This is a genomic window from Streptomyces krungchingensis (assembly GCF_054729265.1).
The window spans coordinates 1,032,243-1,058,520 of the sequence record NZ_JBPUKY010000001.1 but is presented as its reverse complement, the minus strand read 5'-3'; the positions used below and the strand labels follow the sequence as shown (position 1 = coordinate 1,058,520).

At 71.8% G+C, this 26,278-nt stretch carries 25 protein-coding genes; 11 read left to right on the top strand and 14 right to left on the bottom strand.

Translation table 11 applies throughout. The features are described 5' to 3' along the window. Positions 1-58: 58 nt before the first annotated feature. The 4 genes from sph to ACSYGO_RS04875 form a co-directional block, all read right to left on the bottom strand. On the bottom strand, positions 59-1,057 hold the full coding sequence (gene sph, locus ACSYGO_RS04890) for a sphingomyelin phosphodiesterase (protein WP_460385856.1): 999 nt from the start codon (positions 1,055-1,057) through the stop codon (positions 59-61). Between the two features lie 310 nt (positions 1,058-1,367). Further along, positions 1,368-2,078, bottom strand: a complete 711-nt coding sequence (locus ACSYGO_RS04885; RefSeq protein ID WP_426679393.1) for a dienelactone hydrolase family protein — start codon at positions 2,076-2,078, stop codon at positions 1,368-1,370. 64 nt (positions 2,079-2,142) lie between these two features. Next, on the bottom strand, positions 2,143-3,219 hold the full coding sequence (locus tag ACSYGO_RS04880; protein ID WP_460385855.1) for a bile acid:sodium symporter family protein: 1,077 nt from the start codon (positions 3,217-3,219) through the stop codon (positions 2,143-2,145). Then, the gene (locus ACSYGO_RS04875) at positions 3,173-3,916 is read right to left on the bottom strand and encodes a phosphatase PAP2 family protein (protein WP_460385854.1); all 744 of its coding nucleotides are present in this window, start codon (positions 3,914-3,916) and stop codon (positions 3,173-3,175) included. The genes ACSYGO_RS04880 and ACSYGO_RS04875 overlap by 47 nt, the downstream gene beginning before the upstream one ends. A 364-nt stretch (positions 3,917-4,280) precedes the next feature. On the opposite strand from ACSYGO_RS04875, the gene ACSYGO_RS04870 reads away from it, so the two are divergent. Further along, entirely contained in the window at positions 4,281-4,679 is a 399-nt protein-coding gene (locus tag ACSYGO_RS04870) for a VOC family protein (RefSeq protein WP_028799449.1), read from the top strand. Between the two features lie 130 nt (positions 4,680-4,809). After that, a complete protein-coding gene (locus ACSYGO_RS04865) occupies positions 4,810-5,880 on the top strand; it encodes an adenosine deaminase (RefSeq protein ID WP_460385853.1) in 1,071 nt (356 codons plus the stop codon). A 33-nt stretch (positions 5,881-5,913) separates the two neighbouring features. Here the strand turns inward: ACSYGO_RS04865 and ACSYGO_RS04860 are convergent, their stop codons facing one another. The 4 genes from ACSYGO_RS04860 to ACSYGO_RS04845 all read right to left on the bottom strand — a co-directional run bounded on the left by ACSYGO_RS04860 (position 5,914) and on the right by ACSYGO_RS04845 (position 7,929). Then, the gene (locus tag ACSYGO_RS04860; protein ID WP_432186883.1) at positions 5,914-6,423 is read right to left on the bottom strand and encodes a mycothiol transferase; all 510 of its coding nucleotides are present in this window, start codon (positions 6,421-6,423) and stop codon (positions 5,914-5,916) included. Between the two features lie 17 nt (positions 6,424-6,440). Beyond that, positions 6,441-6,674, bottom strand: a complete 234-nt coding sequence (locus ACSYGO_RS04855) for a carotenoid oxygenase family protein (RefSeq protein ID WP_460385852.1) — start codon at positions 6,672-6,674, stop codon at positions 6,441-6,443. 29 nt (positions 6,675-6,703) lie between these two features. Then, a complete protein-coding gene (locus ACSYGO_RS04850; RefSeq protein ID WP_460385851.1) occupies positions 6,704-6,940 on the bottom strand; it encodes a hypothetical protein in 237 nt (78 codons plus the stop codon). A 95-nt stretch (positions 6,941-7,035) separates the two neighbouring features. Further along, positions 7,036-7,929 (bottom strand): LysR family transcriptional regulator, encoded by an 894-nt coding sequence (locus ACSYGO_RS04845; protein ID WP_345658356.1) that lies wholly within the window; start codon positions 7,927-7,929, stop codon positions 7,036-7,038. A 291-nt stretch (positions 7,930-8,220) separates the two neighbouring features. Here ACSYGO_RS04845 and mgrA point away from each other — a divergent pair, with 291 nt between their 5' ends. Both mgrA and ACSYGO_RS04835 read left to right on the top strand, forming a co-directional pair. Then, on the top strand, positions 8,221-9,213 hold the full coding sequence (mgrA, locus tag ACSYGO_RS04840) for an L-glyceraldehyde 3-phosphate reductase (protein WP_426679387.1): 993 nt from the start codon (positions 8,221-8,223) through the stop codon (positions 9,211-9,213). A 213-nt stretch (positions 9,214-9,426) separates the two neighbouring features. After that, the gene (locus ACSYGO_RS04835) at positions 9,427-11,922 is read left to right on the top strand and encodes an ATP-dependent Clp protease ATP-binding subunit (protein WP_460385850.1); all 2,496 of its coding nucleotides are present in this window, start codon (positions 9,427-9,429) and stop codon (positions 11,920-11,922) included. Between the two features lie 91 nt (positions 11,923-12,013). Here ACSYGO_RS04835 and ACSYGO_RS04830 read toward each other — a convergent pair whose 3' ends face one another. Continuing rightward, entirely contained in the window at positions 12,014-12,391 is a 378-nt protein-coding gene (locus tag ACSYGO_RS04830; protein WP_432186880.1) for a nuclear transport factor 2 family protein, read from the bottom strand. 429 nt (positions 12,392-12,820) lie between these two features. On the opposite strand from ACSYGO_RS04830, the gene ACSYGO_RS04825 reads away from it, so the two are divergent. The 3 genes from ACSYGO_RS04825 to ACSYGO_RS04815 all read left to right on the top strand — a co-directional run bounded on the left by ACSYGO_RS04825 (position 12,821) and on the right by ACSYGO_RS04815 (position 16,291). Further along, complete coding sequence (locus ACSYGO_RS04825) at positions 12,821-13,231, top strand: hypothetical protein (protein ID WP_426679384.1); 411 nt, start codon at positions 12,821-12,823, stop codon at positions 13,229-13,231. A gap of 96 nt (positions 13,232-13,327) precedes the next feature. Then, positions 13,328-15,667, top strand: a complete 2,340-nt coding sequence (locus ACSYGO_RS04820) for an ABC transporter ATP-binding protein/permease (protein ID WP_426679383.1) — start codon at positions 13,328-13,330, stop codon at positions 15,665-15,667. Between the two features lie 6 nt (positions 15,668-15,673). After that, positions 15,674-16,291: an SH3 domain-containing protein gene (locus tag ACSYGO_RS04815; protein ID WP_426679382.1), complete on the top strand. Its 618-nt coding sequence runs from the start codon at positions 15,674-15,676 to the stop codon at positions 16,289-16,291. A 36-nt stretch (positions 16,292-16,327) separates the two neighbouring features. On the opposite strand, the gene ACSYGO_RS04810 is transcribed toward ACSYGO_RS04815, so the two are convergent. Next, positions 16,328-17,650: a streptophobe family protein gene (locus ACSYGO_RS04810; RefSeq protein WP_460385849.1), complete on the bottom strand. Its 1,323-nt coding sequence runs from the start codon at positions 17,648-17,650 to the stop codon at positions 16,328-16,330. Between the two features lie 440 nt (positions 17,651-18,090). Here ACSYGO_RS04810 and ACSYGO_RS04805 point away from each other — a divergent pair, with 440 nt between their 5' ends. Both ACSYGO_RS04805 and ACSYGO_RS04800 read left to right on the top strand, forming a co-directional pair. Next, a complete protein-coding gene (locus ACSYGO_RS04805; protein ID WP_460385848.1) occupies positions 18,091-19,836 on the top strand; it encodes a DUF6777 domain-containing protein in 1,746 nt (581 codons plus the stop codon). Between the two features lie 152 nt (positions 19,837-19,988). Then, the gene (locus ACSYGO_RS04800; RefSeq protein ID WP_460385847.1) at positions 19,989-20,495 is read left to right on the top strand and encodes a helix-turn-helix domain-containing protein; all 507 of its coding nucleotides are present in this window, start codon (positions 19,989-19,991) and stop codon (positions 20,493-20,495) included. A gap of 38 nt (positions 20,496-20,533) precedes the next feature. Here ACSYGO_RS04800 and ACSYGO_RS04795 read toward each other — a convergent pair whose 3' ends face one another. Both ACSYGO_RS04795 and ACSYGO_RS04790 read right to left on the bottom strand, forming a co-directional pair. Continuing rightward, on the bottom strand, positions 20,534-21,136 hold the full coding sequence (locus ACSYGO_RS04795; protein ID WP_432186875.1) for a ClpP family protease: 603 nt from the start codon (positions 21,134-21,136) through the stop codon (positions 20,534-20,536). A gap of 1 nt (position 21,137) precedes the next feature. After that, entirely contained in the window at positions 21,138-21,791 is a 654-nt protein-coding gene (locus tag ACSYGO_RS04790; protein ID WP_460385846.1) for an ATP-dependent Clp protease proteolytic subunit, read from the bottom strand. 332 nt (positions 21,792-22,123) lie between these two features. Between ACSYGO_RS04790 and ACSYGO_RS04785 the strand changes: the two genes are divergently transcribed. After that, on the top strand, positions 22,124-22,606 hold the full coding sequence (locus ACSYGO_RS04785; protein WP_460385845.1) for a VOC family protein: 483 nt from the start codon (positions 22,124-22,126) through the stop codon (positions 22,604-22,606). 101 nt (positions 22,607-22,707) lie between these two features. On the opposite strand, the gene ACSYGO_RS04780 is transcribed toward ACSYGO_RS04785, so the two are convergent. Further along, positions 22,708-24,471, bottom strand: a complete 1,764-nt coding sequence (locus ACSYGO_RS04780; protein ID WP_435228057.1) for an ABC transporter ATP-binding protein — start codon at positions 24,469-24,471, stop codon at positions 22,708-22,710. A 241-nt stretch (positions 24,472-24,712) separates the two neighbouring features. On the opposite strand from ACSYGO_RS04780, the gene ACSYGO_RS04775 reads away from it, so the two are divergent. Continuing rightward, the gene (locus tag ACSYGO_RS04775; protein WP_426679374.1) at positions 24,713-25,141 is read left to right on the top strand and encodes a hypothetical protein; all 429 of its coding nucleotides are present in this window, start codon (positions 24,713-24,715) and stop codon (positions 25,139-25,141) included. 70 nt (positions 25,142-25,211) lie between these two features. On the opposite strand, the gene ACSYGO_RS04770 is transcribed toward ACSYGO_RS04775, so the two are convergent. Continuing rightward, positions 25,212-26,135: an SGNH/GDSL hydrolase family protein gene (locus ACSYGO_RS04770; protein ID WP_435228055.1), complete on the bottom strand. Its 924-nt coding sequence runs from the start codon at positions 26,133-26,135 to the stop codon at positions 25,212-25,214. Positions 26,136-26,278 lie beyond the last annotated feature (143 nt).

Sequence of the window (26,278 nt, the reverse complement as noted above, 5' to 3'; positions counted from 1 at the left end):
CCGAGGGCGCCGAGCGAGACCGAGGGCCCCTGCCGGCCGTGGCAGGGGCCCTCGCCCGTCAGCCCGCGTACGCGCTCAGCGGGTAGTGGTCGGAGAGGTTCGTGTACGTGTAGTCGGTGCCCCAACTGGACACCGTCCACGGCGCGCACGACTCCTTGACCACCTCGTTCCGCCAGGCCCCCGGGCGCGCGTGGCCGGCCCGGTGCAGGACGTAGTCGAGGTCCTCGCGCGGGTCCGTCGGGTAACGGTCGTGCGCGATGGAGTTCTCCTGCGTGTCGAAGGAGTACGGGTGCCCCGTGCGTGCGTCCGCTCCCACCAGGTCCGCGTCGGCGAGCATGGAGGCGTACTCCGGGGTGCGGGAGTCGACGTTCATGTCACCGGCGACCAGGACCTGTTCGTCCGCGGGGATGTTCTTGGCGTCCAGGAACGCGTCGATCGCCTTGAACTGACGGCTGCGCATGGCCGCGGCCTCACCCGCACCGCAGCCCGGGTCCGTCGACTGCGCGTGGGTTCCGACGACGTGCACCTTCGCGCCGTTCACGTTCAGCACCACATAGGCGAAGCCCTTGTTGGACCACCAGTCCGCACCGCAGGCGTCCTTGTAGACGTACTGCTCCTTGTGCACGATCGGCCACTTGCTCAGAACGGTCACCCCACCGTCCTCGGGCGTGGTCGACGAGTACGCCCCGCCCGTCGCGTCCCAGCCGCTCCGGCTCCGCCCGACGACCGGCGTCTGGTACGGGTAACCGCCCGCCGCCGCGCTCTTGAGGGCGTCGGAGGCGCCGTTGTCGAACGCCTCCTGGAGCACGACGACGTCGTTGCCGCGGAAGAACGAGGTCTTCGGGATCTCCGCGGCGCGGTGGTCCTGGCCCCAGTTCGGGTACAGGGACTTGCTCATGAGGAAGACGTTGTACGTCAGAACCCGCATCGCGGGTGTCGTCGCGGCGTCGGCCGAGGGGACGGCCGACGCGGGCGCGGCTCCGGCGAGGCCCGCGGCGGTGAGCGCGAGAGCGAGGGCGGCCGCGCCGCGGGTGCGGCGCGCTGAGGAGAGCGGCACTGGATCTCCCTGTGGGTGAGGGGGGTTGAGTGGCGCCGCACATCAAATCACCGGCAATTACCGCCAGGTAACTACCGTGCGGGAAAATGATGTCCGCGAGAAGTACCTCCTGTGCGACGAGAAGTACCTCCCGTGCGACGAGAAGCGCCTCCCGTGCGAGGCCAAGTGCCTCCCGCGCGAGGAGGAATGCCCTCCGTGCGAGGGGGAATGCCCTCCGTGCGAGGAGGAGCGCCTCCCGTACGAGGTCGAGTGCCTCCTGTGTGCGACGCCAAGTGCCGCCCCTGGCCGAGCGGATGCCGTGGTGCCGCGCTCAGCCCAGCTGCTCCCGCAGGAAGGCCAGCGTGCTCCGCCACGCGGCCGCGGCGGACGCGGGGTCGTACGTCTCCGGGCGGCCGTCGTTGAAGAAGGCGTGGCCGGCGGGGTAGAGCCGGATCTCCGGAGTGATGCCCGACTGCCGCTCGATCGCCTCGACCAGCCGCTCGCGGCTCTCCTTCGTGATGCTCGTGTCCTGTTCGCCGTAGTGGCCCAGGATCTGCGCCTTCAGACGGGAGAAGTCGGGCAGCTCGCCCTGGACCACTCCGTAGAAGGGCACCGCGGCGGCGACGCGAGGGTCGGCCGCGGCCTGCTCGATGACGAAGCCGCCGCCCATGCAGAAACCGACCGAGGCCACCGACTCCGAGGTGACCTCGGGCAGTCCCAGCAGATGGCCGACGGCGCCGGAGAGCAGCTCGACACCGCGCGCCACGGGCAGTTCACGCATCATCCGCAGGGCCTCGCCACTGTCGTGGGCGACACTGCCGCCGTACAGGTCAGGGGCGAGGGCCACGAAGCCCTCCGCCGCGAGCCGGTCCGCGACGTTCGCGATGTGGTCGGTCAGGCCCCACCACTCCTGGATGACGATCACTCCCGGGCCCGACCCCGACGGCGGCAGCGCGAGATAGCCGTGCGCGGTGCCTCCGGCGCTCGGGAAGGTCACGTTCTGACGGGCCGGGGCGCCCGTCGACTTCGGCAGCTCGGACATGGCGGTCCACTCCTGTGGGGCAGAGTCGGAACGGGGACCCGATGGGGCGGGCCCTTGACGATCTTCACGATCGATCTCCACCATGCCATGCGCGCGCCCGACGCCGCCGCCCGCCTCGCACCACCCGGCCCGCCGCCACCTTCTGGAGCAGGCTGTACGCGAGGACCGGGAGCAGGACGTGCGGCCGGTCCGGCAGCGTCGTCGCGACCAGCACGGCGCCCGCACTGCTGTTGGTCATCCCGCAGGCCAGGGTGACGGAGGCGCCGACAGACGCGTCGAGACGCAGCAACCGGGTGGTGATCGCGCCGAGCGCGAAGGACAGGCCGCAGACGGTGGCGGACACGGTCAGCGCGGCCGTGAAGAGCAAGGGCTCCGGGTGGGTGAGGAACGGTGCGAGGGCGGCGCCGGCGTTGACGTAGGTCAGCAGCAGTGAGCCGAGCAGCGCCGCCGGGACCGCCAGGTCGAGCAGGCGGGCGGTGAGCCGCTGCGGCAGGGCCGTGCGGCACAGGATTCCGGCACCGCACGGCAGCACCCCGGAGAGCGCGAAACCGCTGCCCGCGGACTGCGCTGCCGCGGCCAGTGTGCCCGCGTACGCGCCGTCCAGCAGGGGACAGAGCGTCGTCATCGTGACCGGGATCGTCAGAGGGCTGACGAACGTCGAGGTGAGCACCAGGCCCACGGTCGTCGGCTGGTCGCCGGCCCCCTTGCCGGTCCATACGGTCGCCCCCGCCGCCACCGGCATCGCGACGATCACGATCATCCCCGCGATCAGGCCGCTGCCCCCGTCGCTGTCGGGGGAGTGACGCAGCGCGAACGCGACCCCGGGAATGATCAGCAGCGGCGCGACCAGATGGAGGACGAGCCCGGTCAGCAGCGGCGTGGGCCGGCGGACGAGGGAGCGCAGGTCGCGCACGGGCACCTGGAGGCCCGCGGAGAACAGGACCAGGGACAGCAGCAGGTGCGAGGTGTCGACGGGGACCTGGAGTACAGGGTGGGTGCGGCGCAGCCACAGACCCGGACCGGGCGCGGCCGCGGCGGCGAGGTAGGCCGCGCCCACGGCCCAGCCGAGGTGCCTGCGGAGCAGGCCGAGGTGGCTACGGAGACGATGGAGGGGGGACCTCCCTCTCGGTGCGCGATGCATGGCGGTGCTCTTCCGTCGTGGGACCAGGGCGGAGAGAGGGCGCCGATATCGCGGAGTGGGCACGGGGGGCGAACCGTGCGAGGGCGTAGGTGCAGAGGCCGAGCCAGCAGGTGGCGAACAGCCAGCCGCCCAGGACGTCGGAGAACCAGTGGACGCCCAGATAGACCCGGGACAGCCCGACCAGAACGGCCCAGCAGCCGATGGCCAGGGCGATCGGCCAACGGCCGCGCGGAGCCCTGGCGAGCACGGCGAGCGCGAGCAGTCCGGCGGCGACGGCCGACGTGGTGGTGTGGCCCGAGGGGAAGGACCAGCCCGAGGCGTGGGTGGCCCAGTCGGCGGCCGCGGGGCGGGGGCGGGCGACGAGCGACATCACCCCGTACCGGACCGCCTGCGCGGCGGCCAGGCAGAGGAGACAGACGGTGACAGCGGTGAGCCGCTGCCGTGCCGTCCGCGCGACCACGAGCCCCGCCAGGGCGGCCAGGACGTACGGAACGACTCCGGTGCCCGTGTCCGTCACGCCGCGTGCCAGGGCGAGCGCGACGTCCGGACGGTGCCCCACCGACCACGCGGTCAGGTCCTCGTCGCCGAACAGCGCGGTCCCGCCGCGGCCGGCGACGACCAGCGTCAGCAGCACGAACGCGACCGCGCTGCCCAGCGCCGTCGAACCGGCGAGCTCCGTGGTGTCCTCGCGCTTCACGACAGCGTCCGGAGACTGCCGGCGTCGCGCGACGACGCCACGCACCGGGCTGCTGCGGACATCGGGACCCCTTCCACCGCGCTTCCGTCACGGGCGCGCGGGACACCACACACCCGATGACTACAATTCTGTAGACGGTCTACAGAACAGTAGACGATTCGCGCGACGCGTGCGTTCCCGGGGTGGCCCGGCGGATTCCGCCGTCTGCGCGGGCCCGCCCGATTCCGCCGCCTGTGCGACCGCTCGAATCCGGCGGCTCCGCGGCCGGCGGATCTCCGTGACGCATACCGCTTCCGCTGGTCATGCCGACCGTCCCGTGGGATGCCGTACGCTACGTGTTACGTATAACCCTGGAGGGGCTCCGATGAGACGCATCGCCCTGGTCACCCTCGTCGTCGACGACTACGACGAGGCGATCCGCCACTACACCCAAGCCCTCGGCTTCCGGCTGGTCGAGGACACGCCGCGGCCCGACGGCTCACGCTGGGTCGTCGTCGCACCGGACGCCGGGCGCGACGGCAGCGGGCTGTTGCTGGCCAGGGCCAAGGACGACGCGCAGCGCGGCCGGGTCGGCGACCAGACCGGCGGGCGCGTGGGCTTCTTCCTGCACACCGACGACTTCGCCCGCGACCACGAGCGGATGCGGGCGGCGGGCGTGACCTTCCTGGAGGAGCCGCGGCACGAGCCGTACGGCTCGGTCGTGGTCTTCCAGGACCTGTACGGAAACCGCTGGGACCTGCTCCAGCCGGCCCCCGCCCCCTGAGCGGTCCGCCACCCCCTCCGCGCGGCCCGGCGACGCACCCGCCCGGCCCGCACCCGACTTCCGACCCGCCGAGCCCCGAATGCCACCGGAGCTCCGCCGAGCCTGCCGAGAACCCCGAGGAAAGACACGCATGACCGCGCCCCGCATCGACATCGACACCATCCGCCGCCTCCCCAAGGCCGTGCTGCACGACCACCTCGACGGCGGTCTGCGCCCCGCCACCCTGGTGGAGCTCGCCGGGACGGTCGGCCACACCCTGCCGACCACCGACCCGCAGGCACTGGCCGACTGGTACTACGAGGCCGCCAACTCCGGTGACCTGGTGCGCTACATAGCGACCTTCGAGCACACGCTCGCCGTCATGCAGACCCGTGAGGGGCTGCTGCGCACCGCCGAGGAGTACGTCCTCGACCTGGTCGAGGACGGCGTCGTCTACGGCGAGGTCCGCTACGCGCCCGAGCTGATGGTGAACGGCGGGCTGACCCTGCCCGAGGTCGTCGAGACCGTGCAGGAGGGCCTGGCCGCCGGCATGGCCAAGGCCGCCGCCGCGGGCACCCCCGTGCGCGTCGGCACCCTGCTCTGCGGCATGCGGATGTTCGACCGCACCCGCGAGATCGCCGATCTCGCGGTCGCCTTCCGTGACGCCGGCGTCGTCGGCTTCGACATCGCCGGCGCCGAGGACGGCTTCCCGCCCGCCGACCACCTGGCCGCCTTCGAGCACCTGCGCGGCGAGAGCGTCCCGTTCACCATCCACGCCGGTGAGGCCCACGGCCTGCCGAGCATCCACCAGGCCCTCCAGGTGTGCGGCGCGCAGCGCATCGGGCACGGCGTGCGGATCACCGAGGACATCGTGGACGGCAAGCTCGGCCGGCTCGCCGGCTGGGTGCGCGACCGCCGCGTCGCCCTGGAGATGTGCCCGACGTCCAACCTCCAGACGGGCGCGGCCACCTCGATCGCCGAGCACCCCATCACCGCGCTGCGCGACCTCGGCTTCCGTGTCACCCTCAACACCGACAACCGCCTCGTCTCCGGCACGACGATGACCCGCGAGATGTCGCTGCTGGTCGAGGAGGCGGGCTGGACCGTGGAGGACCTGCGCACCGTCACGGTCAACGCGGTCAAGAGCGCGTTCATCCCGTTCGACGAGCGCAACGCCCTCCTCCACGACGTGGTGCTGCCCGGCTACGCGGCCGCGCTCTGAGGAACCCCGGGACCCAGCTGGGCCATCCGGCTCTCAACCGGCGCCGAGCAGCCCCCTGACGTAGGCGGCCTGGCCGACGTGCTGCAGATCGTCGGCCAGGACGCTCACCAGCCGGACACCGAAGGTGACCGCCGGGGTCCAGCGGTCGTCCACGACACGCTCCAGGTCCTTGGCGGTCACCTCGCGCAGGACTCCGAGGGTCTGCTCGTGGACGGCGTCGTAGTACCCGGTCAGCAGGTCGCCCGAGTCCACGCGGACCTTGGCGACCTGCTGCGAGCTGTGCCCGTACCCCGTGTCGTGGCGGGGCAGTCCGAGCCCGAAGCGCTTCTCCCAGTCCTGCGCGAGCCACACCTGGTCGAGGCCGGCCGCGTCGGCGACGTGGTCGTCCTGGACGCGGGTGAGGTGCCAGACCAGCCACGCGATGGAGTTCGCGTCGGCGGCGGGACGGGCGTCGAGTTCCCCGGGGGAGAGTCCCCCGACGGCGGCATGGACTTCTTCCTGGATGCGGCTGAACGCGTCGATGAGGATGTCCTTTGCATGCATGCGTCCACCATCGCGCATCACCGCTCCTCACGCGTCCGCAATCCAGCTCCCGTGGAAGCCGGGCGGCACCCGTCCCGGCAGGTGGATGCGGGCGAGCGGCTCGCCGGTGAAGTCCTCTTGCGTGCCACGGCGGACGACCGGATCCGCCGGTTGCGGTACCGCTCGGCGCGGCCGTCCCGCAGCCGTACGCCGTGCACCATGCCCTCGCCGAGCATCCAGTGGTGGGCCCTCGGGTCCTCGTGTCCCAGCACGTCGGGCCCGTTGCGCAGGAAGCGGCCGTTCAGTTCGCGGGGTATCCGCCCCGCCCGGTGACCGGCAGGTCGAAGGCCGGCAGTTCCTCGGTGACGGGCGTGAACGCCCCCTCCAGGAAAGGAAAGCGGCGTGCCTCCCGCGTCCCGGCAGGCGGGGTGGGCGTGGTGGCCGCCGTCGCCCGGAGGCCGCCCGCCGTGCCGGCCAGTCCGGCTGCCGCCGTGCCGGCCGCTCCCCGCAGCACCGTGCGTCGTGTGTGATCCCTCATGCCCGCTCCCGACTCGCGTTCCCGTGTGGACGTCCACGAGTCTGCGGCGGCGCAGCGGTGATGCCAGGAGTGCCAGAACCCCTCCTGGGGTGGTGTCAGACCCCCTCCTCGGCGGTCTCCAGGAGCGCCATCAACGCGCGCGCGGCCGGACTGGTCGCTTCCGGCGGCGGCAGCATGGCGACGGTTTCGTACGAGGTCTCCCGTGCCCCCTTGAACGGGAGCGAGACGAGGTCGCCCGCTTCGCGCTTGAGGCCGAAGTGCCGCGGCACGACGGCGATGCCGAGGCCCTCGTGGACCAGCTCCAGCAGGCTGTGCACGTCGTTGACCTCCAGGGCCACGGTCCGCCGTACGTCCGCCGCGGCGAAGGCCGCGTCCGTGGTGCGGCGCGGTCCCCAGTCGTGGTGGAAGTCGACGAACGCCTCCCCGCCCAGCTCCTCGGGCGTGACCACCGCGGCACCCGCGAGACGGTGTGCCGGATGGCAGAGCACGGTCATCGGCTCTCCGGTCAGCGGGACCGAACGCAGCTGGTCGGTGTCCGCCCTGGTCCGCACCCCGAAGGCCAGGTCCAGCCCGCCCGCTGCGACCTCCTCGGCCAGCGCTTCCGCGCCCGCCTGCCGCAGCCGGATCTCCACGTCGGGGTGACGCCTGCGGAACCGGGCGAGCAGCCGGGCCACCTGGACCCCGGCGATGCACTGTTCGGTCCCCAGCGAGAGAGTGCCGCGCAACACGCCCTGCACGGCGGCCACCGCGTCCTGGGCCGACCGGACCTGCGCGAGGATCCGCTCCGCCTCGCCCAGCAGGGCCCGGCCGGCCTCGGTGAGCGTCACACGACGGGTGGTGCGCACGAACAGCGCGGCCTGCAGCTCCCGCTCTAGGGCGCGGATCGACGACGACAGCCCCGACTGCGACACCATGAGCCGCTCGGCGGCCCGGGTGAAGTGCTGGTCCTCGGCGACGGCGACGAAATGCTGAAGGTGGCGCAGTTCCATGACGTGGAAGCCTAAGGGCTGTCCCGTCATCCCTGGCGGGCGCACGACGACAGCTACGGCACCTCGCCGCGTTGGAGGGTCGCCCGAATACGCCCAGTATGAGGACGCCCCTCCGCCTTGCGATGCACCGCATCTGACGCCGCGCGCTGATCCACCAGGGATGACGGGACAGCCCTTGGCCGCCGATTGAGAGCCCTCGCCGCTCAATGCCATCCGATTCTCCCGTTGGACCGCTGCCGCGGGCGCGGGCGAGAGTGGAGACCTGACTTCCCGGCCTTCCAGGAGTACGCGTTGTACACCGCACACCCCGACCGTTACGCGGACATGCCCTACCGGCGCACCGGACGCAGCGGCCTGAAGCTCCCCGCGCTGTCGCTCGGCCTGTGGCACAACTTCGGCCCCGACCGGCCCGTGGAGACCCAGCGGGCGATCCTCCGCCGCGCCTTCGACCTCGGCGTCACCCACTTCGACCTCGCGAACAACTACGGACCGCCGCCCGGCGCGGCCGAGTCGGCCCTCGGCGACGCGCTGAAGGCCGACTTCGCGCCCTACCGCGACGAACTGGTCGTCTCCACCAAGGCCGGATACCTGATGTGGCCCGGCCCGTACGGCGAATGGGGCTCCCGCAAGTACCTGCTGTCGTCACTGGACCAGAGCCTGGCCCGGATGGGCCTCGACCACGTCGACATCTTCTACTCGCACCGCTACGACCCGGAGACTCCCCTGGAGGAGACGATGGGCGCCCTGCACTCCGCCGTGCAGCAGGGCAAGGCGCTGTACGTCGGCGTCTCCAACTACTCGGCGGAGCAGACCCGGGAGGCCGCCCGCATCCTGGGCGAGCTGGGCACCCCGCTGCTCATCCACCAGCCCCGCTACTCCATGCTCGACCGCCGCCCGGAGGCGGAGGGGCTCCTGGACGCGCTGGACGAGCTCCAGGTCGGTTCCATCGCCTACTCGCCGCTGGAGCAGGGCCTGCTCACCGGCCGCTACCTCGACGGCATCCCGGAGGGGTCCCGCGCCGCGAGCGACAGCCCGTTCCTGAGCGCCGAGACCGTCACCGAGGACCTGGTACGGAAGCTGCGGGCGCTCGACGAGATCGCCAAGCAGCGCGGTCAGTCCCTCGCCCAGACCGCGCTGGCCTGGGTGCTGCGCGGCGGCCGCGTGACGTCCGCGCTGATCGGCGCGAGCAGCCCGCAGCAGCTCGAGGACAGCGTCGCCGCCATCGGGAACCTCGACTTCGACGCGGACGAGCTCGCCCGCATCGACGCGATCATCGAGCCGTGACACGGACCGGCCGGGCGCCCGGGCGCCCGGCCGGAACACTCGTCGCCGTGCCCCGCAGGGCGACGGCTCCTGCGACCGCGGGTGTGGGGCCGGTGGGACGCGAGTGCATTTGTGCGACTGGAGCAGTGGGCCAACACTGGATGAGCATCGGAAATCGACACAGATGGCGGGCGGCACACGGCCAAGGTGCCGTCGCCGGACAGGTGGCCCCCCGTGACGATCTCGCCCTTCGGGTCGAACGACCCGTTCTCCGATCTCTTCAACCGCTTCTTCGGCATGAGTCCGGCCACGTCCCCGCCGGCGGTGCAGCGCGTCCCCATCGGGCGCCTGCTCAGCGACTCCGCGCACGATCTGCTGGCCGCTGCCGGCGCCCGCGCGGCCGAGGACGGCTCGGACCTCGACACCGTGCACCTGCTGTGGGCCGCCACCCAGGTGCCCGCCGCGCGCCAGGCACTGGAACACGCAGGCGTGGACATCGACCGGCTGGAGCGGGACCTGCGGGACACGCTGCCCTCCGGCCCGGGCACCGGTGAGCCCGCCCTCACACCGGCGGCGAAGCGCGCCCTGCTCGCGGCGCACGCGCGGTCACAGGCGGCCGGAGCGTCCTACATCGGCCCGGAACACATCTTGGCGGCACTCCTGTCCGAGCCCGGTTCCGGCGCGGGCCAGGCGATGCGGGCCGAGGGGGCCGCGCCCGGCGGTGGCCGGGCGGCGTCGGCCGGAGGGCACGGAGACACCCCCACCCTCGACGAATACGGGCGGGACCTCACCGAGGAGGCGCGCAGCGGCCGGCTCGATCCCGTCGTCGGGCGCTCCGAGGAGATCGAGCAGACCGTCGAGGTCCTCTCCCGCAGGACCAAGAACAATCCCGTCCTGATCGGCGATCCCGGCGTCGGGAAGACCGCCATCGTCGAGGGCCTCGCCCAGCGCATCGTGGCCGGTGAGGTGCCCAAGGCGCTGCGCGACCGCCGGGTGGTCGGACTCGACCTCGCCGGGCTCGTCGCCGGGGCCAAGTACCGGGGCGAGTTCGAGGAACGGCTGAAGAAGGTGATCGACGAGGTCACCGAGGCCGAGAAGAACGTCATCCTGTTCATCGACGAACTCCACACGGTCGTCGGCGCGGGTGCCGGCGGCGAGGGCGCCATGGACGCGGGCAACATCCTCAAGCCCGCGCTGGCCCGCGGGGAACTGAGTGTCGTCGGTGCCACCACCATCGACGAGTACCGCAGGTACATCGAGAAGGACGCCGCACTCGAACGCCGTTTCCAGCCGGTCATGGTCCCCGAACCCAGCGTCGAGGAGACCATCGAGATCCTGCGCGGGCTGCGCGACTCCTACGAGGCACATCACCAGGTCCGCTTCACGGACGAGGCGCTGGACGCCGCCGCCGCGCTCTCCGACCGCTACATCAGCGACCGCTTCCTGCCCGACAAGGCCATCGACCTGATGGACCAGGCGGGCGCGCGGGTGAGTCTGCGCAGCGTCGACGACTCCACCGAGACCGTCGACATGGAGGACCGGCTCACCCGGCTGCGCCGCGAGAAGGACGAGGCCGTCAGCACCGAGGCCTTCGAGCGCGCCAGTGAACTGAAGGTGCAGATCAGCGAGTTGGAGGAAGAGCTCGCCGGAGTCGGCGAGGGCCGGACCCCCGCGCCCAGCGTCACCGCGGACGACATCGCCGAAGTGCTCTCCGTGCGCACCGGCATCCCGGTCTCGCAGTTGACCGAGACCGAGCGCGACCGGCTGATGAAACTCGAGGACGTCCTGCACGAGCGGATCATCGGCCAGGACCAGGCGGTCACCGCCGTCGCCCAGGCGGTGCGACGCGGCCGGGCCGGCATGGGGGACCCGAACCGGCCGACCGGCAGCTTCCTCTTCCTCGGCCCGACCGGCGTCGGCAAGACCGAACTCGCCAAGGCGCTCGCGGAACTCCTCTTCGGTGACCCCGAGCGCATGATCCGCTTCGACATGAGCGAGTTCCAGGAGAAGCACACGGTCTCCCGGCTGGTCGGCTCCCCGCCCGGATACGTCGGGTACGAGGAGGCCGGACAGCTCACCGAGGCGGTGCGCCGCAAGCCGTACAGCGTGGTGCTCTTCGACGAGGTCGAGAAGGCGCACCGCGACGTCTTCAACCTGCTGCTCCAGGTACTCGACGACGGACGCCTGACCGACGCGCAAGGACGCACGGTCGACTTCCGCAACACCGTCGTCATCATGACCAGCAACATCGCCTCGAAGCACATCCTCGACCACCAGGGCGACCTCGACGAGATCAAGGACGATCTGATGGCCGAACTCCAGGCGCACTTCCGCCCGGAGTTCCTCAACCGGATCGACGAGATCATTGTCTTCCACGCCCTGAACCGCTCCGACCTGGTGCGGATCGTCGACCTCCTGCTGGAGCACAGCCGGCGTCGGCTGCGGGCGCAGAAGATCGACCTGGAGGTCACCGAGGCCGCGAAGGAATGGCTGGCCGACCGGGGCTACCAGCCGGAGTTCGGCGCCCGCCCGCTGCGCCGCACCATCCAGACCGAACTCGACAACCGGCTGTCGACCATGCTGCTCGACGGCACGCTCAACCCGGGCGACACGGTGCTCGTCGACGTCAAGGACGACGAGCTGTCGCTGAGCCTGAAGGAGCGGGCCGCCGGGGAGGGCGCGACGGAAGCCGCGGCGCCGTCGGAGGGTGAGGCGCAACCCCAGGAGTGAGACAGGACCGGGAGCTCGGCCGACGGTGGACGCCGGCCGAGTTCACCCCCGTGGCCTGCCCCCGGCTCCGCGCCACGCGCCTGGCCGCGGGCTATCCCGGGACGCGGTCCAGGAACCCGTACACGCTCCGGATACGGTCCTCACCGTCCAGGGTGATCACGTCGGACCCGGCGACGGGCGCCGAGCCGTCCGACTCGTCGACCAGTTCCCAGCCGAAACGCGCGGTGTCGTGATGGCCGTCGACGCTGCCCAGGAGCCGGAAGGAGAACCCGGGGAACTGTTCGTGCGCCGCGGCGATCACCGCGGCGATCCGATCGTGGCCGCGCACGTCGGCCAGCGGGTCGGTGTACGTGCCGTCGGTGGCCCAGGCGGCGGCGACCGACTTCGCCAGCGCGTCCTGCCCGCTCGCGTTCCAGGCCTCGAAGTAGCGGGCGACGGCGGTCTCGTAGCGGTCGGTGTTCGCGGACATGGTGAATCAGCCTCCATCGAGGTCGTCATTGCTGGTCGGAGTCCGGATCCCGGGCTGTCGCGCCCCGTTGGGATGCGGTACGACCACCATGCCGGGCTCCGTCCGGGGCGTCGATTACCCCTCGGGTAATGCCCGGGCTCCGCCGTGCCACGGCGGGACTTCACCGCGCGCACGGACGGGCAGGACGGGCCGGAGGGCGCGCTGCCCGGCCCCGTGGGGGGTTTCGGCCAACCGCGGCGGTGAATATGCCAAGAGACTGGCTGGAATGGCATGGTGACAGAGTGTCAGGAGTGGCGATACTCGATAGCAGGGCAATTCAGCCACGCTCTGTGAGCATCACCGCCCGATCAGCACCATCGTGCACAGCAGACGAGCCGCGGGGAAAGAGAGGCCCGGCCGGCAGCGAGCGACGCCAATGGGGGAACGATCGTGCACGACGAATTCCTGTGCCACGTCACCGCGTACGGAATATGCGGTGGTCGGCGTGTCGGCGTACCCCTCGGGACGTATCGCGCGCCGACTCTGGCACTGGCCCTGTGGTGGATGCGCGACCGCGCGGCATGGATGGCGGAGCGGCTCGACCCGCAGCCCGAGGACCCCGCCTTCCCGCCGAACTCGATCGCGCCGGTTCCGGACACCGTTCCGGACGTGCCGGGCATGCTGCGCGCCTGGTGCGGGGACACCGCCCAACAGGAGCTGGTCGCGGAGGAATTGGCCGCGGGAAAACTCGTCCGCGTCGCCACCAGCGACGACACCACCGAGTACGAGCTGCTCGCCGAGTCCGTCGACGCGCTGCGGATGCAGCGGACCGCCGCGGTGCTGGGCATCTCCGCCGCCTGAGCACCCCGCCGCCGCGGCGCGACGGCACCCGCGTCCGGTGCGCCGAGAGGCCCTGCCGATCAGGCGCACATGTGGGCGAATCGTTAGAATTCTGGCATGCGAGAGCGGCCGGTCACGCCCACTGCGCCGGAACTCGTCCTCGAGACCGAGACCGGCTCCACGGTGATGAGTCCGAGCCGCGACTACCGAGTGGGGCGCGATCCCCTGAGCGACGTCGTCCTCGAGGACGAGCGGGTCTCGTGGCACCACGCGGTGATCCGCCCGGAGGCCGACCACTGGACACTGGAGGACGAGCACAGCACGAACGGCACGTACGCCGACGGCCGGCGCGTCCACGAGTGGGGCGTCGGCCCCGGCAGCGTCATCCGCTTCGGCAACCCCGCGGACGGCCCCCGCGTGGTCCTCGCGGACCGTCCGCCCCCCGCCTCCGAGCGCCCCTCGGGCGTCACCGCGCCGGGCGCCACCGGCACGTTCCGGCGGCCGAGCGCCGTCCGGCCGCTGCCCACCCGCACCGTCCGCATAGGCCGCGACGCGTCCAACGACCTGGTCATCGAGGACCTGATCGTCTCCCGGGAGCACGCGGAGCTGCGGGCCCACGCGGACGGCACGTACGAGATCGTCGACCTCGACAGCCACAACGGCACGTTCCTCAACGGCCGGCCCGTGGACCGCGCCGCGGTCACACCGGGTGACATCGTCGGTATCGGCCACGCCGCCTACTGTCTGGTGGGCGACGAGCTCCAGGAGTACGTCGACACCGGCGAGATCTCGCTCGACGTCCAGGACCTCACCGTCGACACCGACCGCGGACGCAAGCGGCTCCTGGACGAGGTGTCCTTTCCCGTCGGCGCGAAAAGCCTGCTGGCCGTCGTCGGTCCGAGCGGTTCGGGGAAGTCCACCCTCCTCAACGCCCTGACCGGGCAGCGCCCCGCCGACGAAGGCACCGTCCTGTACGACGGCCGCGACCTCTACCGCGACTACGCCGAGCTGCGCCAGCGCATCGGCCTGGTCCCGCAGGACGACATCCTGCACACCCAGCTGACCGTGCGCAGGGCTCTCGGCTACGCCGCCCAGCTGCGCTTCCCGCAGGACACCGCGAAGGCCGAGCGCCGGGCGCGGGTCGACGAGGTGATCCGCGAGCTGGGCCTCGAACAACGCGTCGACCAGTCCATCCACAGCCTCTCGGGCGGCCAGCGCAAACGGGTCAGCGTGGCCCTGGAACTGCTGACCAAGCCGTCCCTGCTCTTCCTCGACGAGCCGACGTCGGGCCTCGACCCCGGCATGGACCGCTCGGTGATGCACATGCTGAGGGGCCTCGCCGACGACGGCCACACGGTCATCGTGGTCACCCACAGTGTGCTCAGCCTCGATGTCTGCGACCGGCTGCTCGTGCTCGCCCCCGGCGGCAGGGTCGCCTACTACGGGCCGCCCGAGGACACCCTCGCCTTCTTCGGCTACCGGCAGTGGCCGGAGGCCTTCGAGGCCTTCGAACGGGACCACGGCCGGAACTGGGCGGAGGAGTACCGGGAGTCGCCGTTCCACCGCCAGTACATCGAGAACGCCAGCAGACAGCCCCATCTGGCACGCGGCGCGACCGGGCCCGTCGCGCCGCCCCACAAGCCGCAGAGCTGGATCGTCCAGCTCGTCACACTCGTCCGCCGCTACGCCCGGGCCCTCAGCAGCGACCGGACCTTCCTCGCCGTCATGATCGTGCTGCCGTTCGTGATGGGCGTGATGGCCCGCGCCCTGGCCGGCAGCCGGCTGACCCAGGAGACCGCGATGAACGCGCTGCTCATCCTGTGCGTCGGCGGAGTCCTGACCGGCGCGGCCAACGCCGTGCGCGAACTGGTCAAGGAACGGGTGATCTACCAGCGCGAACGCGCCGTCGGCCTGTCCAGATCGGCGTATCTGATGTCGAAGATCGTCGTCCTCGGCACCATCACCGTGCTCCAGGCCGTCGTCCTCACCCTCGTCGCCCTCCTCGGCGTCGACCTCGACGCCCCCGGCGGCGAGGGCGTCCTCATGCCGCCCCTCGTGGAGCTCACGGTGGCCGTGGCGCTGCTCGCCTTCACCGCGATGATGCTCGGCCTCCTCGTCTCCGCCCTGGTGACCAAGGAGGAGGTCACCATGCCGCTGCTGGTGCTGCTCGCCATCGTCCAAGTGGTCTTCTGCGGAGCACTGTTGAAACTGAACGGCGTGCCCGGCATCGAGCAGCTGTCCTGGCTGGTGCCCGCGCGCTGGGCGCTCGGCGCGATGGCCGGGACCATCGGGCTGGCGCGGATCGTCCCCTGGGACCTGACCGCCGATCCGCTGTTCCGGCACTCGGCGGACGTCTGGCTGTTCAACATGGGGATGCTCGTCGTGCTCTGCGTCGTCTTCGGACGGCTGGTCGACCGGCTGCTCCAGCGGCACGAGCCCGCCGTACTGCGGAAGTAGGTGCCGATGACGACTCCCGGCTTCCACCCCACGCATGTCGTACCGCAGGACGGTCTCCCGGCCTGGGAGGAACCGGACCCGTCCCGGCCGACCGTGCCGCTCGACCCGCTGCTGCCCGTCGAGTTGGTCGACCGGCTCGGCGACTGGGGCCGCGTCGTCTGCTCCAACGGCTGGTCGGCCTGGGTCGACGGCCGCCTCCTGGTCCCGGTGCCGCAGGCGCCCCCCGAGGCCGGCAGTCCGCTCGCCCGCACCGCGGACCCGCGCCCGCTGCTGACCCGTGTGGAGGACGCGCTCATCCGCTACCGCAGGGCCGCCGAGGAACTCGCGACCGGGCGGATCGACGGGGAGAGCTTCCGCGACCGTACGAGGGGCCAGCGGATCGGGGTGATCGTGGACGGCGAATCGGTCTGGATCTACGACGGTGAGCACGAACGGTGGGTGTACTGCGACGGGACACGGCTGAGCACCTTCGCGGCGGAGCACGACCCGTCGGCGGCGGCACCGGAGCACCCCGCGGACCCCTACCCGCGGGAGCAGACCGGGGTCGTCCAGGCACCGGCTCGCGACGACCGGGAGCCCACGCGCCTGGTGTCGTACGACGGTGACGAGCTGGGAGAGACGTGATGGGCCGGACCTGGGCGGACCCGCGGCCGCACGGCGTCAGGCGGACGGTGTGCCGTCGGAGGGGCCGGGCGCCACCCCGGCCTGGCCCCGGCGGTGTACGCGCCTCGCCGACAGACCGCCCACGAAGCCGGTGACGAGGCCCCACAGTGCCGCCCAGCCGAGCGCGGACCACACATCGGGCCGCAGGAGCAGCTCGCCCCCCAGGCCGCCGCCGAGGTCGCCGATGCCGAGGACCGACAGACCGAAGTGCGCCGAGACACGGCCGACGAGGCAGATCATGAGCACGGTGAGCACGAGTGCCACCGCCATGTGCACCGCGTGCTGCCGACTCCGCATCCGCGCCGGTGACCGGGCCGCCATCAGGAACGCGGCGGCGAGCAGCAGCACCGCGTCGACGACCGGCAGCCACCACACCCGGCCGTCGTGGGCGGCCAGGGTGCCGAGGTCGAGGGTGGAGACGTCCGGTGTGCGGAGCACCTCTTCGAGCAGGGGCGGCATGGGCAGCCCGAAGGGCCCGTCCACGCGTCCGTGCCAGGTGGCGCCCAGCCCGATGGTGAAGGCGAGCCAGACGAGGTTCGGGAGGCCGAGGAGGATCGCCGCGAACGTGTCCGCCGCATGACCGCGGGTCGCCGCCACGACCAGCCCGACCACCAGACCGAGGGCCACGTACGCGAGCAGCAGGGCCACCATGGCGAACGCGGCCGGACGGACGGACTCCTGGAAGCGCAGCAGCCGCGCGAGCAGCGGTGCCCCGGGCGAGACCAGCAGGGCGAGCACGAGCACGCCGAGCAGCCACAGCATCCCGAAGCCCAGGGTCTGCGGCACGTTCGCCTCGAACCCCACCTCGGGCGTGACCCCGAACAGGTCGCCGATGTCGCCGATGGTGTCGTCGCCGAGGGAGATCGTGAACGTGTGACGGGCCGGCAGCGCGAGCGCGATGAGGACCACGAGCCATACGACGGCGATCCGCGCCGCCCATCCGGCCAGTTCACGGGCGCCGGTGACGGCCCGATGGCGCAGCGGTCGCAGGAAACCGGCCGCGACGACCAGGGTTCCGGCGAGCGTCACCGACAGGGGAAGCACCGTCAGGCCCGCCTCGGTGTCGGCGACGAGGCCTGCGCCGCCCGCGAATTCGACGGTGCCGCCGACCGCGGTGACCACGGTCGCCGCCACGACACGCGCGAACGCGCCGTCGGGGAGGTCCGCCGCTCCCGCCGCCCACAGTCCCAGCGCCGCGACGGCCATCATCACTACCGTCCCCGCCAGTACGGCCACTACGGCCTGACCCCAGCCATGGTGAGCCGCCGTCCGCTCACAGCGGAGGGCTCTTGCCTGGTCGGACGGGGTTTCGGGACTCACGCTGCCACGTTAGGCAGGGCCCGCACGTGCCGCCCCTCGGAGGGGGCCGACCGCGTCGGCTTGCGGGGGGCACGGGGCTGGAGCACACAATGGTTCAGTTGTGGAAGAAAGCGGCACGAGTTACACCAGGTGCCGCGGAATCCCTACAACGGGAGCAGCTCGTGAGCGTCGAACCGCCGACTTCCGGCCAACCCACAGGACCGCCCTCCGGCCCGCTGGCGCGTCCGTCGCAGCCGAGCCGGCCCAGTCCGAGTCCCACGCCGACCCAGCCGGACAGCCGTGTTCCGTCGGAGCCACCGCCGGGTGGGTCCGGTCCGGGGGGCCGCGGAGGCGGTGGGGGCGGGCCGTCCGGAGGCGGTGGTCCGGGGCAGGGGCCCGAGCATCCCTGGTGGAGGTCGGCACCCCGAGTCGCGCTGCTGACCGGCGTCGTCGCGCTGGCCGTGGTCGTCGGTCTCCTGTTCAGCAACAACGGCGGCGGTGGCAAGAACACCGCCGGTGAGGTGTTCCTCCAGCCGGCGGCCGCGGTCGGGCCCGACCCGTTCACGGAGTCGACGGCGATCGAAACCGGCACCGAGCCGGGGACTTCGAAGACCGGCACCACGCAGCCGAAGACCACGGAGCCGGGGGGCACGACGCCGAAGACGACGGAGCCGGGGGGCACGACGCCGAAGACGACGGAGCCGGGGGGCACGACGCCGAAGACGACGGCGCCGAAGACGACGGAGCCGGGGGGCACAACGCCGAAGACCACGCCACCGAAGACGACGCCGCCAGAGGGCACGACACCGAAGACCACCGGCGCGCCGGTCGAGACACGGACGCAGGGCGGGGGCACCGTCGAGGTGCCCGGCAACGTCACGCGTGGCGCGGTGGGTTCGGCGCCGGGGCTGTACGCGGGCCAGAAGAACGTCTCCCCGTGCAACGTGGAGAAGCAGATCAAGGTGCTGCAGGCGGACCCGTCCAAAGCCAGGGCCTTCGCCTCGGTGGAGGGCATCACGGCGGGACAGATTCCCTCGTACCTGCGGTCGCTCACACCGGTTCAACTGAGTGCCGACACGCGCGTGACCAACCACGGCTACCGTTCCGGTGGCCCCACCAGCTACCAGGCGATCCTCCAGTCGGGCACCTCGGTCCTCGTCGACTCCCACGGTGTGCCCCGTACGCGCTGCGGCTGCGGCAACCCGCTGAAGGAGCCCGTCCAGCAGAAGTCCACGCCCAAGCAGACGGGCCAGCGCTGGGCGTCCTTCCAGCCGCAGAACGTCGTGGTGATAGCGCCCTCCGTGACGATCATCAACGTGTTCGTCATCGTCGACCCGGACAACGACAAGTGGACAGCCCGGTACCGGGGTGACAACACGCACCACGACCGCAGGACGCACCGTCCGCCACGCCCCTTCCCGACGGTGGTCGTGACCCCCACACCGACGACGCCTAAACCGACGCCGTGCGTCACCCCGACCGGTGGCGGGGCGTGCGTCCCGACCACCCCGCCCACGTCGCCGTCCTCGCCCTCCCCGACGTCGTCCGGGCCCTCCAAGTCGGGCTCGTCTACCTCACCTTCCGAGTCCTCGGCCTCGCCGTCGAAGTCCGAACCCTCCAAGTCCGAGTCGTCGAAGCCCGAGTCCTCGAAGTCGGAGTCGCCTTCCGCGTCGAAGTCGGAGCCGTCCAAGTCCGAGTCGTCGAAGCCCGAGTCCTCGAAGTCGGAGTCGCCTTCCGCGTCGAAGTCGGAGCCGTCCAAGTCCGAGTCGTCGAAGCCCGAGTCCTCCAAGTCGGAGTCGCCTTCCGCGTCGAAGTCCGAGTCGCCGAAGCCCGAGTCCTCGAAGTCGGAACCGTCGAAGTCGGAATCGCCCAAGCCCGAGTCCTCGAAGCCGGAGTCGCCGAAGTCGGAATCGCCGAAGCCCGAGTCCTCGAAGGCCGAGTCGCCTTCCGAGCCGAAGTCGTCGGCACCCGAACCGACCGCCACCCAGCCCGCGCCGACCGCCACGCAGTCGGCCCCGCCCGCCGAGACGCCGACGCTCTCGTCCGCGCCCGTCACGTCCGCTCCCGTCTCGCAGGAACCGCCCCCGTCAGAACCCGCCGAGACGGCCCAGGAGCCGGGTCAGACAGGCCAGGAGGAGCCCGGTGAAACCGCCCAGGAGCCGGCCGAGACCGAGCAGGAGCCCGCCGAAACGGGCGGCGGGGCCTGAGGGGCAAGACCCTCCCTCCCCAACCACGCCGCCCGCGATCCGGACCCACCGGACCCATGGCCCACGGATTCAACGATTCCTGGAGCCCGGGATTCACCGAGAGCGGAACGCCGATCCCTTCCCGTCCGGCTCACCCCTTCTAGGCTGAAAGGGTGAGCAACGACGCGCCCGACGAAGCCCGAGTCATCCCCCTGCGCCCGGCGGCCGGGTCCGGTCCGGCCAGGGCGGTGCCCGCGGTCCCCGCCCCGCCGCCGCGACGAGCCCGGCCGGTCCTCGCACCGCGCCCGCTGCCCCAGGCGCCCCCGGGACGCGAGCCGTTCGGAGGCAAGGAGCCCCTCTGGCGCGACCTCGTGGGCGACGTCCTGCGGCGCGAACGGCTCGCCCAGGAGCGCACGCTGAAGGACGTGGCCGAGGAGGCCCGGATCTCCATGCCGTACCTGTCGGAGCTGGAGCGCGGGCGCAAGGAGGCGTCCTCCGAAGTGCTCGCGGCGGCCGCGCGCGCACTCGGCCTCGGGCTCACCGATCTGCTGTCGCGGGCCCAGGACGAACTCGTCCGGCTGGACCGGCTCGCCGGGCTCGGGCGGGGCCGCGGCACCTCGGTGACGCCGGCCGCGAGGCCCACGACGTCCGGGTACGACGGCATGTGCCTGGCCGCCTGACCCCGGCGGGCGCCGTCAGGGCACCGCGGGCCGCGCCGTCAGAGCACCGCGAGCCTTCGGCTCAGCACCTCGTCCGCGAGTCCGTAGGCGACGGCCTCGTCCGCGGTGAAGATCTTGTCCCGGTCCATGTCCGCGCGCAGGGTCGCGATGTCGTGGCGGGTGTGGCGGGCGAGGACCTCCTCGACCTGGGAGCGGATCCGGATCATCTCCTTGGCCTGCAGGCTCAGGTCCGAGACCGTGCCCTGGCGTCCGCCGCTGGCCGGCTGACCGAGCAGGACGCGCGCGTGCTCCAGCACGAACCGTCGCCCCGGGTCGCCCCCGGCCAGGAGCACCGCCGCGGTCGAGGCCGCCTGCCCGACACAGAAGGTGGAGATGGGAGCCTGGACGAAGGTCATCGTGTCGTAGATGGCCATGAGCGAAGTGAACGAACCTCCGGGCGAGTTGATGTAGATCGCGATCTCGCTCTCCGGGCTCGACGACTCCAGATGGAGGAGCTGCGCGATGACGACGTTCGCGACGCCGTCGTCGATCTCCGTGCCGAGGAAGATGATCCGCTCGGACAGCAGACGGCTGAAGACGTCGTACGACCGCTCGCCCTGCGGGGTGCGCTCGACGACGTTCGGGATCGTGTACGTACCCATGTCAGAGCCCCATCCTTCGCCGTGCGGCGGCCGGGCGGACGTCGTCGAGCGACTCCACGACCCGGTCCACCATGCCGTACTCCCGCGCCTGTTCGGCCGTGAACCAGCGGTCGCGGTCGCCGTCCCGGGAGATGGTCTCCTCGCTCTGCCCGGTGTGCTCGGCGGTGATCCGCTCGATCGCCTTCTTCGTGAACTCCAGGTTCTGCGCCTGGATCTCGATGTCGGCCGTGGTGCCGCCGATGCCGGCCGACGGCTGGTGCATCATGATCCGCGCGTTCGGCAGCGCGTAGCGCTTGCCGCGGGTGCCGACGGTGAGCAGGAACTGCCCCATGCTCGCAGCGAATCCCATGGCGAGCGTGGACACGTCGTTGGGGATCAGCCGCATCGTGTCGTAGATCGCCAGACCGGCGGTCACGGAACCGCCGGGGCTGTTGACGCACAGACTGATGTCGGTGCGCGGGTCCTCCGCGGACAGCAGGAGCAGCTGGGCGCAGACCCGGTTCGCGGAGACCTCGTCGACCTGTGTCCCGAGGAAGACGATCCGCTGTCCGAGCAGTTGCGCGGCGAGGTGGTCGTCGAAGCGGGACGGCGGGGTGTCGCCCTCCTCGGCCCGCGGCGCGTGGGCCGGGTGGCGGCCCGTGACGAGTGGAGACATCGGTCCTCCTTGTGGTGAGGCGGCCGACAGGGGTGGCCGCGCCCTCCACTCTCGGCCCGGCCTCCCGGCCGTGTCCGGTTTCTCTGCCTGCGGCAGATCTGCCACGGGCAGAGGCCGACACGACCCGGCCGGCCCGCCGGTCTGCTGCACCGGGCCATGAGGCAGTACCGGCCCCGGCGTCCGGGGCCGAGCGGCGGGCGGTGACCGGCACATCGTCCCCTGGGCGGGGCGCCGGGCGTGCGTCACCCGAACGATCCGCGTGCCACCGATGAGTTTGCGGGCGACGGCCGGTCGATACGGGTAAGGATGTTTTCCCGCCCGAGGAGGTACACATGCCCGCCGACGGATTCACCACGTGCCTGTGGTTCGACGGCCAGGCCGAGGAGGCCGCCCACTACTACGTCTCGATCTTCAAGAACTCCAAACTCGGCAGGATCGGCCGCTACACCGAGGCGGGGCCCGGCCCTGCCGGATCCGTCCTGGCCGCCGAGTTCGTGGCCAACGGACAGAAGTTCGTCGCGATCAACGGCGGCCCACAGTTCACGTTCGACGAGGCCATCTCGTTCCAGATCCACTGCGCGGACCAGGAAGAAGTGGATCACTACTGGAACAAGTTCGTCGAGGACGGCGGCGAAGCGGGCCCGTGCGGCTGGATCAAGGACAAGTACGGCCTGTCCTGGCAGGTCGTGCCCAGCCGGCTGATCGACCTGATCAGTGACCCGGACCCGCAGAAGGCGACCCGCACGGTCCAGGCGATGTATCAGATGTCCAAGCTGGACATCGCGGCCCTGGAGAAGGTGTACGCGGGCGAGTGAGCGGGCCGGCCCGGCCCCGACGGGCCGCACGCCCGCAGCCGTGCGGCCGTGCGGCCTGCCCGGGCCGGAACCGTTCCGGTGCCCGGGCGGGCCGGTCGACCTCAGGCGGGCTGACCGCTGTACAGAGCCGCGTAGGCGCCGCCGCGCCGCAGCAGCTCCTCGTGCGAGCCGATCTCCTGGATGACGCCGTCCCCCATCACGACGATGCGGTCGGCGCCCCGGACGGTGGACAGCCGGTGCGCCACGACGAACGTGGTGCGGCCCCGCAGCAGCCGCGCCAGCGCCTGCTGGACGAGGGCCTCGGAATGCGTGTCCAGCGCCGAGGTGGCCTCGTCGAGGATGAGGACCCGGGGATCGCGGATCAGCGCCCGCGCGATGGCCAGCCGCTGGCGCTGCCCGCCGGACAGCCGCGCCCCGTGCTCGCCCACCACGGTGTCGAGGCCCTGGGGCAGCCCGTCGACGAACTCCAGCGCGTTCGCGTCGCGCAGAGCCTGCCGCACCACCGTGTCCCCGGCGTCGTCCATGCCGTACGCCACGTTCTCCCGGACGGTGCCGTCGAAGAGGATCGACTCCTGAGGGACGACCGAGACGAACCGCCGATACGTGCGCAGGTCCAGGGTGCTCATGTCGGTGCCGTCGAGCAGCAGGCGGCCCGACCCGGGGCGGACGAAACCGATGACCAGGTTCAGCACCGTGGACTTGCCCGCGCCCGATGCGCCCACCAGGGCGACGGTCTCGCCCGGAGCGACGGAGAGGGTGAAGTCCCGTACGGCGGGCCTGCCTTCCTCGTAGGCGTGCCCGACGCCCTCGAAGGTGACGGCGCCTCGCACGGATGTCACCTCCGACTTGCCCTCGTTGTCCTCCAGTTCGGGTGCCTGGAGGACCTCGCCGACCGAACGCACCGACTCCAGACCCTTGGTGATGACCGGAGCCAGCCCCGCGAGGGTCGTCGTGGAGTTGGTGAGGGTGGTCAGGAAGGCACTGAGCATGACGACGTCGCCGGGTGTGACACCCCACACGCCGTAGTAGGACACCAGTGCCGCGCAGGTGAGGAAGACCACGCCGACGACATTGAGGAACACCCAGGCCAGCGAGGCGAACCGGCCGTTGAGCAGGTCGAGGCGGAGCCCCGAGTGGAGCACCTGCCGCAGCGTGCCGTCCATACGGCGCAGCGCCTTGCCCTCCAGCCCGTGCGCCCGCGTCACCGGGATGAGCCGGGTCATCTCCGTGACCCGCGACGACAGATGCTCGACCTCGTGGCGGAAGTGCTCGTTCTGCGAACGCAGCCGGGTCCGCAGCCGGGCGACGAGCAGGGCCGCGACCGGCACGACGCACACGAACACGGGCACGAACTCGGGGGTGCGGACGGCGATCACGACGAGGCCGCCGGTGAGCACGGTGAGCGCGCCGAGCCCGGTCTCGGCGGTCTGCTGCACCATCTGCTCGACCGTCTCCACGTCGCGGACGACCTTGGCCTGGAGCACGCCGGCGCTGACCCGCGAGTGGTAGCCGATGGACAGTTGCTGCATGCGGGTGCACAGCGCCGACCGCAGATCGGTGCCCATGCGGCGCACGCTGCCGTACAGCAGCCGGACGTAGAGCAGGTGCAGCGGGATGTTGACCAGCAGGATGAACAGGATGACCCCGGCGCTCAGCCACATCCGGCCGATCGGCTGGTGCTGGACGACGGTGTCGATGATGGCCGCGGTGATGAGCGGCAGGAGCCACACCGGACTGTGCTTCACGGTGAAGACCACGAAGGCGCCGGCCAGCCGGCGGCGGTCGGCGCGGAACAGGTAGGCGAGGGTGCGGATCGGGTGCTCGCCCCGGTAACGGTGGTCGAGCGGTCTCTCGGACGACGCCATCGGCGATGGTCCTCCCCAGTGGCCGAGTAGAGGGCAAGCGCTTACTGCCCGGACGGCGCGCACGTACACCCCGCGGGCACCACGGATGACCCCGGATTTCCCGGAAGCCGCACCCGGACGTCCGGGAAGGACGCTCTTCCTTCGCGGACGTCCGCCGGCCCGCCTCGGCGGCTAGACTTCTCCGGCACCAGCCGCACCGGGGGAATCGGGGGACACGGTGGGCGACGGCCTGACACGTCGGATGGACCTCCTGCTGGAGGGCGACGCGGACAGTGACCAGGAGGAACTGGACGCGCTCACCCGGCAGTTGAGGGAACGACTGCTCGAACTCGAAATCGTACGAGCCGAGTTGAACCGATCGGGCGCAGTACCCGATCGCGCCAAGCCGGGCGAGGCGATCGCCGTCGGAGCGCTCGCGGTGACCGCCGCGCCGGTCGTGCTGCGGAGCGTGCTGCAGACCGTGGCGTCGTGGCTCGGCAACCGGCCCGTCCGCACCGCCAGCATCACGATCGGCGAGGACCGCCTCGAACTCCAGGGGGTCTCCTCGGACGGCCAACAGGCCCTGATCGACGCCTTCCTCGCCCGCCACGTCGCGCCCCCGCCGGCCTCGGCGGATCCGGCCCAGGGGGCCACGCCGGCATCCGGGAACGGCACGGCACCGGGGGCCTGAACCGGCCGCCGGGCCGCTTCGCCGGCAGGTCGACCCCGCCGCCCGGACCGGAGCAGCCGCCCGGACCGGATCAGCCGGCGTGATCGGCGACCACGCGGGTGATCTCCCGCGTGATGCGCTGGATCCCGGGGGAGCGGACCGGGCAGGGCTTCGGGGTGGTCGTCGTGGGGGCCAGGCAGAAGTGCAGGTAGTCGTCGTCGCGGTGGAGGGCCGTGCGGTCACTGCCGGGCTGGGTGCAGTACGTCGGATGGGCGCGCTCGTACGACGTGCAGGGCAGGTACTGCGTCCAGGTGTAGCGGGCCGACGTCGCGCTCACCGTCCTGCCCGCGTCCGCCACCAGGTCGCCGGAGGCGCGGGCCCGGGCCTCATACAGCTCGTTCACCCGTTGAATCCGGCCGGGGGTGATCGGGTCGGGCCCCTGGAGCACCCACACGATCCGGGGCCGTGAGGCGCCGTCCGCCGCCTCGGCCATCTGGTCCGTGAGCCGCTTCATGTCCGCCTCGTACCGCTGGAAGTACGGGCCGCGCTGCTTGTCGTAGGTGATGCCGTCCATGCAGGGGGTGTAGCCCCAGGAGTTGCCCCAGAACTGCAGTACGACGAAGTCCGGTCGCAGCGAACGCACCAGGGCGGCCGCCTTGTCGCCGGCCGGCACGAGCGACTTCGCGCCGGTGCCTTCCAGGTAGTCGCACAGGGTGGTGCCCGAGCGCGGGGCGCTCGTGTAGCGCGCGTGCAGCCGGTCCCGGAGCAGCCCGCCGAGGACCTTCTGGTTCTCCATGGCGAGCGAGTCACCGAGGTAGAGCACCTTCGGTGCCTTCGCGGGGGTGCCCGCCCCCGGGGACGCCGCCGCACCCTGATGGGTGGTCCGGGCCGAGGGTCCCGTGCCGTCGGGCACGGCAGGAGCGGGCGGGGACGCCTCCGGGCCCGACGCGGGGTCGCCGCACGCGCCGAGCAGCAGCCCGGCCAACAGCACCCCCACGATCCACGGTTTCCGCATACGGCAACTCCCGCCCCGTCCACCGAAAGGGTTCCCCAGGCAAGCACAGGCGGGCGCAAGGCGGAAGACACACGTCGGCCATGCGACGCGCCCGGGGCGGGCACGGGCGCCAGGAGGCAGCAGGACGGGAGTCCGGAGCGAGG

Excerpts from the sequence above, each read along its gene's own strand:
- ACSYGO_RS04885 (WP_426679393.1), bottom strand. The coding sequence starts at position 2,078 with ATGTCCGAGCTGCCGAAGTCGACGGGCGCCCCGGCCCGTCAGAACGTG.
- ACSYGO_RS04880 (WP_460385855.1), bottom strand. The coding sequence starts at position 3,219 with ATGCATCGCGCACCGAGAGGGAGGTCCCCCCTCCATCGTCTCCGTAGC.
- ACSYGO_RS04870 (WP_028799449.1), top strand. The coding sequence starts at position 4,281 with ATGAGACGCATCGCCCTGGTCACCCTCGTCGTCGACGACTACGACGAG.
- ACSYGO_RS04865 (WP_460385853.1), top strand. The coding sequence starts at position 4,810 with ATGACCGCGCCCCGCATCGACATCGACACCATCCGCCGCCTCCCCAAG.
- ACSYGO_RS04860 (WP_432186883.1), bottom strand. The coding sequence starts at position 6,423 with ATGCATGCAAAGGACATCCTCATCGACGCGTTCAGCCGCATCCAGGAA.
- ACSYGO_RS04850 (WP_460385851.1), bottom strand. The coding sequence starts at position 6,940 with ATGAGGGATCACACACGACGCACGGTGCTGCGGGGAGCGGCCGGCACG.
- ACSYGO_RS04845 (WP_345658356.1), bottom strand. The coding sequence starts at position 7,929 with ATGGAACTGCGCCACCTTCAGCATTTCGTCGCCGTCGCCGAGGACCAG.
- ACSYGO_RS04830 (WP_432186880.1), bottom strand. The coding sequence starts at position 12,391 with ATGTCCGCGAACACCGACCGCTACGAGACCGCCGTCGCCCGCTACTTC.
- ACSYGO_RS04820 (WP_426679383.1), top strand. The coding sequence starts at position 13,328 with ATGCGAGAGCGGCCGGTCACGCCCACTGCGCCGGAACTCGTCCTCGAG.
- ACSYGO_RS04815 (WP_426679382.1), top strand. The coding sequence starts at position 15,674 with ATGACGACTCCCGGCTTCCACCCCACGCATGTCGTACCGCAGGACGGT.
- ACSYGO_RS04795 (WP_432186875.1), bottom strand. The coding sequence starts at position 21,136 with ATGGGTACGTACACGATCCCGAACGTCGTCGAGCGCACCCCGCAGGGC.
- ACSYGO_RS04790 (WP_460385846.1), bottom strand. The coding sequence starts at position 21,791 with ATGTCTCCACTCGTCACGGGCCGCCACCCGGCCCACGCGCCGCGGGCC.
- ACSYGO_RS04785 (WP_460385845.1), top strand. The coding sequence starts at position 22,124 with ATGCCCGCCGACGGATTCACCACGTGCCTGTGGTTCGACGGCCAGGCC.
- ACSYGO_RS04780 (WP_435228057.1), bottom strand. The coding sequence starts at position 24,471 with ATGGCGTCGTCCGAGAGACCGCTCGACCACCGTTACCGGGGCGAGCAC.
- ACSYGO_RS04775 (WP_426679374.1), top strand. The coding sequence starts at position 24,713 with ATGGACCTCCTGCTGGAGGGCGACGCGGACAGTGACCAGGAGGAACTG.
- ACSYGO_RS04770 (WP_435228055.1), bottom strand. The coding sequence starts at position 26,135 with ATGCGGAAACCGTGGATCGTGGGGGTGCTGTTGGCCGGGCTGCTGCTC.